Origin of the sequence: Phocaeicola sp. GP0067, from assembly GCF_031119655.1 — a bacterium.
In the GTDB taxonomy this organism is placed as follows: domain Bacteria; phylum Bacteroidota; class Bacteroidia; order Bacteroidales; family Bacteroidaceae; genus Phocaeicola; species Phocaeicola vulgatus.
In genome coordinates this window covers 88,714-103,011 of sequence record NZ_JAVHZY010000009.1, presented here as the reverse complement: position 1 = coordinate 103,011, position 14,298 = coordinate 88,714, and the positions used below count along the sequence as shown (strand labels likewise).

The window sequence follows — 14,298 nt, the reverse complement described above, 5'->3', positions numbered from 1 at the left end:
AATGAAAACAAAACATATATTCTTATCTGTACTAATCGCTTCGGCAGGATTTGCATTTACTGCTTGCGATGACTATTTGGATGAAGTACCTGAAGCATCTATTTCCCCGGAAGTATATTTTACAGAGGCAACCCATATTCAAGCCTCTGCAGATAATTTGTACTCTGATATTCTTCCCTCTCACGGAACTGGAAATACATACGGCATCTACAAAGATGATGCAACAACGGACAATCAAATAGAAGTTACAGCTCCCAATCGTTTTACTTCCACTTTGTGGAAAGTGGACAATGCGGAAAACAGTAATTGGAACTTCGATAAAATATACAAGATCAATTTTGTATTATCGAATGTGTTGCCCAAATTTGGGGATAATAATGCTAATGGGAACGACCTGAGCGGTAATGCCAATACCATCAATGGTGACCTTAACAGCATAAAACACTATATCGGTGAATTATTTTTCCTACGTGCTTGTGAATACTTTAAACGTTATCAGTTGTTTGGAGATTTTCCCATAATTATCTACCCATTGCCAGATGACAAAGAAGCATTGAGTGAAGCCAGTAAACGATCACCACGCAATGAGGTGGCTCGCTTTATTCTAAGTGATTTGGATAAAGCTATTACTTTATTAAAAGCTAAAAACATGCCGACGACTAGAATTAATGCGGATGCTGCCATTTTATTAAAGTCGCGCGTAGCTCTATTTGAAGGTACTTGGTTGAAATATTTTAAGAATACGGCTTTTGTACCCAATGGTAACGGTTGGCCTGGCAAGGCAAAAGATTACAATTCCACTTATCAATATCCCAGCGGGAATATTGATAGTGAGATAGATTATTTCTTAGAAATCGCCATGACAGCTTCTAAAGATATCGCAGAACGCTACAAAAATAAGCTTACAGAAAATACAGGTACCCTGCAACAGTCAACTAGCGAAGCTGCAAACCCCTATTTTGACATGTTTGCTCAAGAAGATTTATCTTCTGTCGATGAAGTTTTGTTATGGCGCAGATACGCTTATAACTTAGTACACCACAACGTAAATGTCTATGCTAGCTGGGGAAACAATGGCGTAGGCGTCACCCGTAGCTTTGTGAATAACTTTTTGATGGCTGACGGCACTCCTGTTTATACCCACGGTGATTATATGAACGGAGACGGATATTATATGGGAGACAAAACCATACACGACGTTCGTCAAAACAGAGACAGCCGATTGGTTATCTTTCTGAAAGACCCCGGACAACATAACATCTTAATAAAAGATGTGGTTGGTGAGACAGCCAATGTTGAAGAAACTTATCCATTGATTACCATTACAGATGGTGCCCGTCGTTATGTAACTGGGTATGCTTTACGCAAAGGAGGAGCTTTCCATCAGAAATATTATTCCAATTCAAAAGGATATACCGCCTCTATTGCTTATCGTGCGACAGAAGCCTTGTTGAATTACATGGAAGCCAGTTATGAAAAGAATGGTACTTTGGACGGAACAGCAACCGAATATTGGAAAATTATTCGCCGTCGTTCTCATGTAGATGAGGATTTTCAAAAGACCATTGCTTTAACGGATATGAGTAAAGAGGCTGAAAATGATTGGGGAGCGTATTCCGGTGGTAAATTAATAGACGCAACTCTCTATAATATACGTCGTGAGCGCCGATGTGAATTTATGGCGGATGGGCTTCGTTATATGGACTTATGCCGTTGGCGTGCTATGGACCAGTTGATTGAACATCCTTATATACCGGAAGGTTTCCATTTATGGAATACCCCCATGCAGGCTTGGTATACAGATTTGCTGTATGATGGATCAGACGCATCCAATGTATCTTCACCTAATGTCAGCGAATACTTGCGCCCTTACCAAAAGAATTCTAAACAGACCTGTTATAATGGTTTTACTTGGCGTATGGCTCATTATCTGCACCCCATTATGATTAAGCAGTTTTTGATCACCGCCCCCGATAACAAAACAGTAGAGAATTCTCCTCTCTATCAAAATCCATATTGGCCTATAGTACCGGATATGCCTGCTGAAAAATAAGTTTCAGGGCATTCTAATATCTTATGATTGGAATGCCCTGATAACTTGATATCATACGACTGATAAGAAAAGAGTAGCCATTGTATGTATTTTTTGTACGATAATACAGGTATTGCAACTAAATTCCATGTCTGCAACTCTTTATAATTCCGATATTTGCATAATAAACGAGCCGACACAAATCGGTGTTCATTCTTTATAATAATGTATCAAATGAAAAACATCATTATCGCTTTCTTCTTGATGCTTGCTCCTGTCGGAGTAACAGCCCAATATCAGAAAGCACAGGAAAAAGCTCCTCTGGTCAATGTACCTTTGGAAAATTTTGCATCACAGCAGAAAGTCCTTTTTAACTTTGGCTGGAAATTCCAGTTGGTTACAAACGAGAATAAAAATACCGATTTCGCCTCACCTGCCTTGGATGACTCTTCCTGGCGTACATTGGACCTTCCTCATGATTTCCAGTTCGAACAACCCTGGACTGAAAATGGTGGAGGTGCACGCGGATTCAAACCTATGTGTGAAGGATGGTATCGCAAGTCTTTCCCTACCGATCCGTCGTGGAAAGGGAAACGGGTAGTCTTGGATTTCGGAGGCATCATTTATTGGGGCGATGTCTATCTGAACGGTACCAAAATAGTCTCGACAGATTATGGATATGTGGGACTTGAAGCGGACCTTACCCCTTTTCTACGTCACGATGGAGAAAATGTGGTAGCTGTCTATGCCTCTACCGGTCCCAAGAAAGGTTCACGCTGGTACACGGGAGGCGGTCTGTTCCGTGATGTATATCTGCAGGTGCAGAATCCCACACACATCGCCCGCCATGGGGTGTATATTACTACCCCCGAGGTTTCCTCTTCTCGGGCAACGGTAGCCGTACAGGTTGAGGTGGACGGCTGGCAGAAACATGACGTACGGATACGGACCACCCTCCGCAATCCGGAAGGTGTCATAGTAGGCTCCGTGCAATCCGGTATGCCCGAACATACGCACCAAACCTGTACGGAAGTGAAATTACCGGCGCTTACTCTGGAGAATCCACAACTTTGGTCATGTGACTCTCCGCAACTTTATAGTGCTGATGTAGTTGTGATGGCGGACGGTATGGTAGTGGACAGTCTTACTGAACAGTTTGGTATCCGTAAATTGGAATTCTCTTCCGAATTTGGTTTCAGACTCAATGGTGAGAAAATATTCCTAAAGGGAAATGCCAACCATCATGACCTTGGCGCATTGGGAGCTGCCAGTTACGACAGGGCCATCGAACGCATGATGCTACAACTCAAATCCTTCGGTTACAACTGCATCCGCTGTTCACATAATCCGTACAGTGACAGTTTTGCCCGCATTGCAGATCGTGTGGGGATGTTAGTAGTGGACGAACTGACGGACAAATGGAGTGACAATGACTATTGGGGCGGACGTCAACCGTTCACCCATATCTGGCACAAACTGATTACAGAATGGATCAAACGCGACCGTAATCGTCCGTCCATCATTTTGTGGAGTTTGGGAAACGAGCTTCAGATTCGTGAAGGATGGGCAGGTTTTGAAGGAACCAACGATTGGGGAATCACTACCTATAACATCTTCAACCAGCTGGTAAAGAGGTGGGATAATACACGCCTCACTACTGTTGCCATGTTCCCTGCTCGTGCGGGAGCTATAACCCGACATGACAAGGAGTTCAACGACTATTTGGTGCCGCCCGAACTGGCTTGTGCTACAGAAGTGGCATCGTTCAATTACCAGTCGGATAAATATGACGCTTATTTGAAATATAAACCTGACCTTATCTTGTTCCAGAGTGAGGCTGAAACAAGTAATCTGTTACAGCCTTATTATAATATGGATAGAAAACGGACGGTGGGCATGGCCTATTGGGGATCCGCCGAGTATTGGGGAGAATCCAACAAGTGGCCCAAGAAAGGCTGGAATTACTCTTTCTTTGACCATACCATGCGTCCCTATCCCCAAGCCTACCTTATTAAATCGGCTTTCATGCCAGAAATTCCCGAAGTACATATCGGAGTGGTCGATGCGGCGGGGGCGGAAAGTGTCAACTGGAATGACGTCATAGTGGGACGCATGGCACTGAACGAGTGCTGGAATCATACTCCGGGCAGCAGACGGTCACTCTTCACCTTCACTAATGCACATTCTGTAGAGTTGTTGGTAAACGGTCAGAGCATGGGAATTCAAGAAAACGATACGACACGGGCAAACCTGCGTAATATGATTTATTGGAAGGATGTTCCTTATGGCAACGGTGGCTCTGTGGTGGCAATAGCCCGTGACAAGTCGGGCAAAGAAGTGGCGCGTCATCGTATTGAAACTGCCGGAAAAGCCGTGGCACTCCGGATTGAGGCGGAAACACCGACGGACTGGAAGGCAGACGGTATGGACTTGCAATATATAAACGTGACGGTCATAGACAAAAAAGGTCGTCCGGTATGGGACTACAACGAGCCACTTACTTTACAAATGGAAGGTGCGGCACGGTTGGTGGCATTGGATAACGGGGATCATTATACGGATGAGCTCTTTCATGGCATAACTTCCAAACGAATGTATCAGGGAAGGATGCAAATTATTCTCCGAAGCGATCAGGAGGCTGGGAATGTTACGGTCAAAATATCCTCAGCTGGATTGAAAGGCACACTTCGGTTGAAAACGATAAAAGAATGAAAGGAAATATATGAATAAAAGATTAAAATTACTTGGCATCTTTATAACAGCATCTTTATGTTGTTATGCCCAGACAAAAGAGTTCGATCCTTCTCTGGATCCTAATGTAACCATCGTGAGCCGGCAATCTCAGGAGGAATGGAACAGTCGCTATATGTGGTATCCGGGACAACTGGCTGCTTTCTACCAGCAACAATGTGCCCGTATCTCAAAAGAGCGTTGTGTCAATGTAGGATATCCGGGTAAATTTTTTGCAAAGAACAATCATGCCTGGTTCAGAAAAGAGGTAAGATTGAAAAAGGAAAGTAGTCTTTGCTGGGAGGGCCCGTCGGATATTGTTCTTTATATAAATGGTGTAAAACAGTCTGTTTCCGGTAAACAGGTTATTTTACCCGTGGGCAGATCCTCTTTATTGTTTGAGGTGACAACGGATGACTCGTTACCTTGTATCATTCTGAAAGGGGCGGGACTGGAAAATCCGGATGAATGGCAGGTCAGCATGGATAAAGAGCATTGGACAATACCCGAGAGTGCCGTCATGTATAATAAACCGGGCGTGTTGCCGGATGCTCCGCAAGATATGACAGCCCGGATTAAACCTTCACAAATACTCCCCATGCGCAATGCTGAGATGCAAGGTAAAGACGGAATTAGTATCGGAAAGAATGGTTATGTCCTCATCGACTTTTTCCATCTTGAGATTGGAACACTGACCTTTCAAGCGAAAGGAAAGGGAACTATAACCGTACGCGTTGGCGAAACTCCCGAAGAAGCACTGGAACGGGATGATAAGAAACTGGAACAATATCCATTGGTTCCTATTACCTTGTCAGAAGAAGGCGGCACCATCACTTTGCCGGAACGCGCTCTCCGATATGTTTCACTGGAATGCGACAAGGGGGCTGAGATTACCTCCCTTCGTTTTGATGCGTCATTGTGGCCGGTAGAGCACCAGATGCAGTTTGAAACGGATGATGATTATGTGAACAACCTGTTCAAAATGAGCAGTGCGACATTGCATACCAGTATGCACCGCTTTTATCTGGACGGGGTGAAGCGTGATTTTCTTCCCTGGTCCATGGATGCGCTGGTCAGCACCCTAGCGGGGGATTATCTTTTCGGTGACCAGCAAGTGTCAAAAAACGGAATTTCCATAGCACTGATGCCGCTTGATCCGCAGAAATCAGATATAGGGATTCCTGATTATCCGTTGCATGCTCTGTTCGGCCTGAAACAGAACTATCTGCGTTTCGGTGACTTGACCACTTCCCTTCAATACAAAGACCGCATCATCCTGTTGCTTGATTTTTATGCCTCCATCGTGGATGAGAATGGTTTTGTACACGGCAATTATGGAGACAGGCAGTTCGGTTATACCCCCGGATGGTCCACCTATAACGGTCCTGTTCGGAAAGGGGTGGCGGCCTATGCCCAGATCATGCTCTATTATAATTATGTGACCGGAGCTTATTTCGCGGATCTGTGGAAGGAGAGTGCATTGGCGGACAGATACCGCAAGTTGGCCCGGAATCTGAAAAAGAAGATTTTTGAACATTTTTGGGATAATGACCGGAAAGTCTTCATCAACGGTACAATGAATGACAATGTGACTGTGGACAAGCGTATTTCGCATCATGCCCAATATTGGGGAATACTGGCCGATATCTTTCCCAAAGAACATTATGACAACCTGTTTGAAAATGTTCTGCCGAATTTGCCGAACTATTATGAGGTGGTCAGTTATGAGAAAGGTTATGAGTTTCTGGCTTATGCCAAAGCCGGGCGGATAAAAGAGTTATGGGATCATATCTATGGTGTGTTCGGCGACTGGATGGATCAGGGACATACCCGTTTCCCGGAGAACTTTATGATGAACGCCTCCAGGGCCCGTCAACTGGTATTTTATAATCGTCCGTACGGCCTGAGTCTTTGTCATGGGGCGAATGGAGTCCCGGTAGTGGTAGGCGCATTGAACGGTCTTATCGGTTTCAGCCAGTCTTCGATGAAGACGAATGAATATACCATTAAACCGGAGTTACTCCATTTGAAGTGGATTCATTCCAGAATTCCGGTAAAGGAAGGATATATTGTCTTGAAACTGAATGCCGAGGGGGAGAGCACTATTGACATTCCGGCAGGATGTACAGTCAGAATTATAAAAAAGACCGGAAAGAAGCCACTGGTACTGAGAAAACAGGGCGGGTACAGTTTCCGGTTGAAGGACTGAGCGTTGAATAGAAAAAAGTGTCTGTTCAATAGCCATATTCTTTATTAAGTCATTCTTAATGTACTTGATTAAACCGACAAGTTGCAAGTTCTTGAATTTCTTCCTAGCTTTGTATTCGTTTGTTTTCAACAGGAGTACTTGCGTGAAGAATATGAAAAGCATAGGAAGGATAGTATTACCAATCATTATTTTGTTATTGACTGTGCGGATAAATGCCGTTCCGGTCAAAGCATTTGATATGATAGTAAGAAACCTTCCTAATTCGGAACAGTTGCCGACCAAAGAATTGCTTTGTATCTTCCAGGATTCGGAAGGATATATGTGGTATGGCACTGAAGGGGGAGGCTTGTGTCGTGATGATGGATATACGGTGAAAGTATTCCGTTCTGATTTCAAAAATCCGGGAATCTTGGAAAACAACAGTGTGACGTGTATTGCTGAAGACGGTGAAGGGAAAATATGGTTTGGAACGAAGCGTGGCGCCTATATTTTGTCAAAAACAGATTATGAGATAAGGGCGCTTGCTGATGAAACGATAAAGAGCTGGACTATAACTACAATGACAGCGACGTCTGATGGTACGATCTGGATTTCGACTAACAGGCATTTGTTTCGATACAATGAGTCAGGGGAAAGAACTGGAAAATATATTCTTAAATGGAAAGGACGGGAGAATACCGTCAATTCTATTTATGAGGATAAGAAAAAGACTGTTTGGGTAACTCAAGCAAAAGGCGGGCTTTTTTGCTATGATAAGGTAAAGGACTCTTTTATTTCATATCCTTGGCCCTATGATGAGTATCCCACAAGCATGACGGAAGATCATAACACTCCGTATTATTGGGTTACTACTTGGGGAAAAGGAATTGTACGTTTTGACCCCAAGGCACAGGATACGGACAAAATGTTTGGATTGCAAACAGTGGATAATGCGTCTTCTAACTCCGATACCCGAAAGCTTCATCATATTATACAAGATTCTGTTAAGGGATATTTGTGGGTGACTGCGGCAGATAACTTATATGCCTATAAAATAACGGCCGATGTATCCTTGGATAAGGTGGATCTCTCCCGTTTATTATCAGCTGACAGGAAAATCCTCACAAAGATTCTTTCCGATCAATCCGGAAATTTATGGGTGACAGGTTATTATCCTTCTTCTTTCATTATTTCTTTTCTTCCTAATGAAGTGCTTTCTTTGTCTATGGAAGGGGTAAAGCAAAATTTGGGGGTAATCGCGTCTCCTATGCAGTTTTCTCAAGAGAAGAATTATTATTGGATCAGACAAAAGAAATTGGGACTGTATGCTTATGATCCCCAGAGAGATCGTATGTCTGTTGTTAAGAATGACAGGGAGCTTTCTTTTTTCTTTGAGAAGCCATCGGATAGAGAGGGAATCTATATGGTAAGGGATCATTCGGTTATATTAATTCGGTATAAGGAGGACCGGCTTTTTGAATCCATCGTATGTACCATACCCATTAAACAAGGTGAGCGTATCCGCGCTTTGCATGATGACCGTCGTGGGAATCTTTGGATAGGTACCACTTACCATTTATTCCGGTATAGGATGAAGGATGGCCGATTGACTACAGTTTGTGATGATGTTGGTTTTATAAATGCTATCGTTTCGTCTAATGAAGGAGTTGTTTATTTTGCAACTGAAAGTAGAGGGTTGTGGAGAGTTTCCGGAGAAAGCCGGTTGCAAATAAAGGATACAGGAGAAAATTATTCGGTATTGACTGTCGCACCGGACAACAATCTTTGGGTGGGTACTAAACAGGGCAATGTGTATAGTTATTCTCCGGATACGAATGATTTTATTTCCCGGACAAAAGATTGTGGATTGACAGGGGATGCTGTGTTGGATATAAAGTCGGATGACGATGGGAATCTTTGGATTCTTACATCACAGCGGGTGATGGTCTATCATCCCGGAACACATATCTTTACTATGATGTCTTGTACTGATTCTTGGATAAATCTGGAAGATTTCCAGTCATTGTATAAAGGTCCTCGGGGAGAAATGAGTGTGGGTGGACGAGGTGGAATTGTGACTTTTCCTCACTATAATGAAAAAAAGAGGAGGATACCTGAGCCAACGGTGTGTTTGACATCCGTCGAAATGAATAACACCTCTGAAATCGGGGTGGATAATCAAAAGAAAATAAGCCTGTCTCCTCATGAGAGAAATGTGAAATTGTTTTTTTCTACTTTTGACCATTTGAATACGAATAAGGTAAGATATGCTTATCGTTATAAACAAAGAAACGATAATTGGGTGGCCTTTCCGGCAGGGGAAAATAGTATCGGCTTGTCTGATTTGTCAAAGGGGGAATTTGAACTGGAAGTCCGTGCTACAGATGAGAATGGGCTGTGGAGTAAGAGTACATTGACGGTCATGATCCAATGTTTGCCTGCTTGGTATGAAACAGGCTGGGCGTATTTGTTTTATGTGCTTGTTGTTTTATCGGTTGTTTGGGGATTGGGCCGGATGTATATGAAATTACGGGAGTCCATTGTTGCACAGACTGTTCTGCCATTGGAACAAAATCCGGAGCAAAGGCAAGAGATAGATCCATTGCCGGAAGAAGGAAAAGTAGAAGCGAATTCTATTTCAGCATCTGATGAGCAATTAATAAGGAAGGCATTGGATATGGTTGAGAAGAACCTTAGTAATCCTGAATATTCCATAGAAGATTTAAGTAGGGATATGTGCATGAGTCGTGCTACTCTTTACCGGAAGATTACATCTATCACCGGAAGTTCGCCTTCTGATTTCGTGAAGAATGTACGTCTTCGTAAAGCTGCCGAATTATTGAAAGAAGGAGGGCTTTCCATTGCTGAGATAGCTGATCAGGTTGGTTTTAATACGCCTAGTTATTTCACAAAATCATTCAAGAAACTGTTTGGGGTGTTGCCTACACAATATAATAAGTGATGTTTTAGTGATAAGAAGGAGATGGCTTTTGTGGCAGTTGATAGAGGAATAATTATAAATATGATTCATAAAGTTCAATTAAAGTGTATAAATTTCCATGTTAATGAACAAAAATACATTTTTGGGCTTTATAAATAATGATATATTTGTAAAATGCTGCTTGGATATTTCAGATTGAAAGAAATAAGGTACTCATTTTACATTTAAGACCATGAAAGAACTAAAGATGTACATCGATGGGCGATTCATCGAAAACCAATCCGATAAGTGGATTGATGTATTGAACCCTTCTACGGAAGAAGTGATATCTAAAATGCCTGATGGCACACCGGAAGATGCACGTGCTGCTATAAATGCTGCCGTGAAGGCACAGCTTTCTTGGGAGAGTCTTACCTCTATTGAACGTGCCGGCTATTTAACTCGGATTGCACAAGGTATCCGCAAGCGGGAACAGGAATTGACTGATATTATTATCCGGGAGGGTGGAAAAACAAGAGGATTAGCTAATGTAGAGGTGTTATTTACGGCTGATTACCTTGATTATATGGCTGGATGGGCCCGTCGCTATGAAGGGGAAATCATTCCTAGTGACCGTCCTCACGAAAATATATTTGTCTTTAAGAAACCTATTGGGGTGACAACAGGCATCCTGCCTTGGAATTTTCCTTTTTTCTTGATTGCCCGTAAGGCCGCTCCTGCTCTGTTGACGGGGAATACAATTGTGGTAAAGCCGAGTCAGCTGACACCGGAAAACGCGTATGTTTTCGCACAGATTGTAGATGAAGTTGGGTTGCCTAAAGGTGTATTCAATCTGGTGAACGGTCGTGGTTCGGTGATTGGACATGAACTGGCTGCTAACCCTAAAGTAGGTATGGTTAGTCTGACCGGAAGTGTGGAGGCTGGAATACAGACCATGGCAGCCGCTTCTGCCAATGTGACGAAGGTTTCTTTGGAATTGGGAGGGAAGGCTCCCGGTATTGTAATGCCGGATGCAGATTTGGATTTAGCTGTAAAATCCATTATTGCTTCGCGTGTTATTAATACAGGACAGGTATGTAATTGCTGTGAGCGCGTGTATGTACATTCTAGTATAAAAGAGGCTTTCCTTGAGAAACTGTTGGCAGGATTCAAGCAGGTGAAAGTGGGTGATCCGAATCAGTATACAGACCTCAATATGGGTCCGTTGATTGATGCCAATGCACTGAAATCAGTAGAAGAGAAAGTGAAAAAAGCTATTGAGCAGGGAGCTGAGTTGCTATGCGGTGGTCATCGTATCGGTACTAAAGGATATTTCTTTGAACCGACGATTTTGATTAATTGTACCCAAAAGATGGATATTATTCAGGAAGAAACTTTTGGACCGGTACTTCCGGTTGTTGAGTTTACAGAGGTGGAAGACGCCATTGCCTGGGCTAATGATTGTGAATATGGGCTGACTTCTTCTATTTATACCCAGAACCTGGATATGACATTCAAATTGATTCGTGCGTTGAAATTTGGTGAAACTTATGTGAATCGTGAGAATTTTGAGGCGATGCAGGGATTCCATGCCGGATGGCGTAAATCTGGTATCGGTGGCGCGGATGGTAAACATGGGCTGGAAGAGTATTTACAGACGCAGCTGGTTTATTTGGAAACTAAAGGCTGATTCTCATCATTATTCTATGTAGGATTGTCTCGGGATATAATTCGTATTTTATGTCTCGAGATACATCTTGTTATATGATGGATATTTATTATTGATTTGGATTGATACTTTAAGAAGTATAGAGTACAAAATACTTGTTGTTTCGTCCTGTTGGAAAAGGTTTATTCATCATAAAACAGCATGCTATGAAATTGTTTTTTTCCTTCGTTTTTGCCTTATTGGCTTTTACAGCTTGTACAAAACCCGAAAAGGAAGTCTATATCTTCACTTCTCATCGTGAGCCGGCATTGGACGGGTTACATTATCTTTACAGCTATGACGGCTATCATTGGGATAGTATCGCAGGTTCATGGTTGAAACCGGAAATAGGAAATAAGACTCCTTATTATAATTATTTCACTAAACAGACCGAAGAACAGAAATATGCTCCCAATTCGATGATGCGTGATCCGTCCATGACCCAAGGCCCGGATGGAACTTTCCATTTAGTGTGGACAATCAGTTGGAATGGAGAACAGGGATTTGGTTATGCCAGTTCTAAAGACTTGATTCATTGGAGTGAACAACGCGAAATTAAAGTGATGAAAGACTCTTTGACTAACAATGTGTGGGCACCGGAAGTTTTCTATGATGATGAAAAGGAACAGTTCATCGTTGCCTGGTCTTCTGCCATTCCTGTAGAAAGATATACGGCAGCCGATAGTTTGGGAGCTAATAAAAGTCACCGTGCCTATTATACCACGACCAAGGATTTCCAAACGTTTACTCCTGCAAAGGCGTTTTATGATCCGGGATTTAATTCTATTGACGGATTTATAGTAAAGCGTGATAAAAACGACTATGTATTAATTATAAAAGACAATCGCAAGCCTGGTTACAGTGATTTGTTCTGTGTATCCGGGCCATCGGCAGAAGGACCTTATGCTGATCCGTCAGTAAAATTTGCACCGACTTACTCTGAAGGTCCGTGTGCCGTGAAAGTAGGTGATGAATGGTTGATTTATTTTGATGTTTATCGGGAAGGACGGTTTGGAGCCGTGTCTACAAAAGACTTCAAGAACTTTACTCCCATTGACGATCAGATTTCTATTCCACAAGGACATAAGCATGGTACTATCATAAAAGTTCCCGAATCAGTTTTACTCAACCTGAAAGCGGAGGAAGCTAAAAGATTCCCTCAAAAAGACTAGTTATTACCCAGAATTGTCTGCTTGAATAAGTTACTTTGGGCTTTTGAAATTTATAAGATGAATGCACAAATGAAAAACAAGAATCTAGTATTATTATTCCTTCTTCTGATGGTGGAAGGAGGGCTGCTTTCGGCAGCAGCACAGAGCAAATCGTCGGTTTATAAGCCTTGGAGTCATGGACAACTGAAAGTAAGTAAAGAGAACCGTTATCTGATGAATGCGGACGGAACTCCCTTTTTCTGGTTGGGAGATACGGGATGGCTGTTGCCCGAGAAACTGAATAGAGATGAGGCTGCTTATTATCTGGAACATTGTCGTCAGGCAGGTTTCAATGTGGTGCAGGTACAGACTATAAATGGAGTTCCTGCCATGAATTTCTATGGCCAGTATTCCATGATAGATGGTTTCAATTTTAAGAATATAGACAGAAAAGGAGTTTACGGGTATTGGGATCACATGGATTATATTATTCAGAAAGCTGAGCAGAACGGCATTTACATAGCGATGGTATGTATCTGGGGAGGGCTTGTGCGCTCCGGAAAGATGAATGTTGAAGAGGCCAAAGCGTATGGTAGATTTTTAGGTGAACGATATAAAGATGCCCCTAATATTATTTGGGTAATCGGTGGAGATACTTATGCTGACCGGAATACTGAGATTTGGGAGGCGTTGGCGAATAGTATTCTTGCTGTGGACGAGAATCATATAATGACCTTTCATCCGTTTGGTCGTACATCCAGTGCTACCCATCTGAATAATAAGGAGTGGATGGATATGAATATGTTCCAAAGTGGACACAGGCGTTATGGCCAGAAAAAAGGAGATGGTGATACTTCTGTTACGGGATTGGAGGAAGACAATTGGCGTTATGTAGAAGAGGCTTTGTCCATGACTCCACTGAAGCCTGTTCTGGATGCAGAACCCAGTTATGAAGGTATTCCTCAGGGATTGCATGATCCTGCCCAGCCACGCTGGCGTGACTGTGATGTGAGACGCTATGGATATTGGTCTGTTTTTGCGGGCTCTTGCGGACATACATACGGACATAATAATATCATGCAGTTCTTGAAACCGGGTACACCTGGTGGGTATGGAGCTGATGGAATAGAGAAACCTTGGTATAAAGCAATGCAGGATCCCGGCTTCAATCAGATGAAATATCTGAAGAATCTGATGTTAACTTTCCCTTATTTTGAACGTGTACCGGATCAAAGTGTAATTGCCGGTACGAATGGGAATCGTTATGACAGAGCCATTGCGACTCGCGGAAAGGATTATTTGTTAGTATACAATTACTCCGGAAATCCGATGTCTGTTGACTTGACTAAAATCAGTGGCGCAAAAAAGAAAGTATGGTGGTATAGTCCTAAAGATGGAAAACTTTCTTTTATAGGAGAATTTGATAGTAAAATTACTCCCTTTACCTATGACGGCAGTTATAATCGGGATAATGACCAGGTATTAATTGCTATAGATTCAAGCAAGAATTATATTTCTACCGAATGGCTGGAACTTCCTATGGTAAATCAATAGCATTTTTAAGGAATA

General features: G+C 42.5%; 7 protein-coding genes. All 7 read left to right on the top strand.

The features are described from left to right. The first annotated feature begins 1 nt into the window (after position 1). The 7 genes from RE317_RS09450 (at position 2) to RE317_RS09420 (ending at position 14,283) form a co-directional block, all read left to right on the top strand. The gene (locus tag RE317_RS09450) at positions 2–2,053 is read left to right on the top strand and encodes a RagB/SusD family nutrient uptake outer membrane protein (protein ID WP_016270997.1); all 2,052 of its coding nucleotides are present in this window, start codon (positions 2–4) and stop codon (positions 2,051–2,053) included. A 213-nt stretch (positions 2,054–2,266) separates the two neighbouring features. Next, the gene (locus RE317_RS09445; protein WP_117873404.1) at positions 2,267–4,744 is read left to right on the top strand and encodes a glycoside hydrolase family 2 TIM barrel-domain containing protein; all 2,478 of its coding nucleotides are present in this window, start codon (positions 2,267–2,269) and stop codon (positions 4,742–4,744) included. Positions 4,745–4,754: 10 nt separating this feature from the next. Next, positions 4,755–6,971 (top strand): family 78 glycoside hydrolase catalytic domain, encoded by a 2,217-nt coding sequence (locus RE317_RS09440; RefSeq protein ID WP_008669612.1) that lies wholly within the window; start codon positions 4,755–4,757, stop codon positions 6,969–6,971. A gap of 151 nt (positions 6,972–7,122) precedes the next feature. Next, positions 7,123–9,912, top strand: coding sequence for a two-component regulator propeller domain-containing protein (locus tag RE317_RS09435; protein WP_117873402.1), 2,790 nt, complete (start codon positions 7,123–7,125; stop codon positions 9,910–9,912). A 211-nt stretch (positions 9,913–10,123) separates the two neighbouring features. Continuing rightward, positions 10,124–11,560: an aldehyde dehydrogenase gene (gene aldA, locus RE317_RS09430; protein ID WP_005842808.1), complete on the top strand. Its 1,437-nt coding sequence runs from the start codon at positions 10,124–10,126 to the stop codon at positions 11,558–11,560. A 185-nt stretch (positions 11,561–11,745) separates the two neighbouring features. Next, positions 11,746–12,750 carry a glycoside hydrolase family 43 protein gene (locus RE317_RS09425; RefSeq protein ID WP_005842806.1) on the top strand — a complete coding sequence of 335 codons (1,005 nt, stop codon included), beginning with the start codon at positions 11,746–11,748 and terminating at the stop codon, positions 12,748–12,750. 69 nt (positions 12,751–12,819) lie between these two features. Further along, a complete protein-coding gene (locus tag RE317_RS09420; RefSeq protein ID WP_005849183.1) occupies positions 12,820–14,283 on the top strand; it encodes a glycoside hydrolase family 140 protein in 1,464 nt (487 codons plus the stop codon). The last annotated feature ends 15 nt before the right edge of the window (positions 14,284–14,298 follow it).

Coding starts and splice junctions, on each gene's coding strand:
- RE317_RS09450 (WP_016270997.1), top strand. CDS start 2: ATGAAAACAAAACATATATTCTTATCTGTACTAATCGCTTCGGCAGGA.
- RE317_RS09445 (WP_117873404.1), top strand. CDS start 2,267: ATGAAAAACATCATTATCGCTTTCTTCTTGATGCTTGCTCCTGTCGGA.
- RE317_RS09440 (WP_008669612.1), top strand. CDS start 4,755: ATGAATAAAAGATTAAAATTACTTGGCATCTTTATAACAGCATCTTTA.
- RE317_RS09435 (WP_117873402.1), top strand. CDS start 7,123: ATGAAAAGCATAGGAAGGATAGTATTACCAATCATTATTTTGTTATTG.
- aldA (WP_005842808.1), top strand. CDS start 10,124: ATGAAAGAACTAAAGATGTACATCGATGGGCGATTCATCGAAAACCAA.
- RE317_RS09425 (WP_005842806.1), top strand. CDS start 11,746: ATGAAATTGTTTTTTTCCTTCGTTTTTGCCTTATTGGCTTTTACAGCT.
- RE317_RS09420 (WP_005849183.1), top strand. CDS start 12,820: ATGAAAAACAAGAATCTAGTATTATTATTCCTTCTTCTGATGGTGGAA.